The 315-nt window shown below is 44.1% G+C and carries 1 pseudogene; it reads right to left on the bottom strand.

Annotated features, from left to right (window positions below):
* Positions 1-315 (bottom strand): annotated as a pseudogene (clpA, locus tag ACP45E_RS02370) (ATP-dependent Clp protease ATP-binding subunit ClpA); the annotation flags it as partial.

Here is a 315-nt window from a genome sequence, read left to right as displayed (position 1 = left end):
CGAGCACCCGCTTCATCAATAACATCAATAGCTTTATCGGGTAGATGGCGTTCGTTAATGTATTTTGCCGACAGTTCAACCGCTGCTCTAAGTGCTTTATTGGTATAGCGCACCTCATGGTGTGCTTCATACTTAGGTTTCAAGCCCATCAGAATTTTGGTTGTATCGTCTAGCGATGGCTCAACAACATCGATTTTTTGGAAGCGGCGAGATAGCGCGCGTTCTTTTTCAAAAATACTGCTGTATTCTTGGTACGTGGTTGAACCGATGCAACGAAGCTTACCGCTACTCAACAATGGTTTGATAAGATTTGCC

The organism is Vibrio genomosp. F10 str. 9ZD137 (assembly GCF_049974785.1).
Lineage (GTDB): Bacteria > Pseudomonadota > Gammaproteobacteria > Enterobacterales > Vibrionaceae > Vibrio.
Note: the sequence above shows the minus strand (reverse complement) of the source record. Positions and strands in the feature narration are given on the sequence as shown.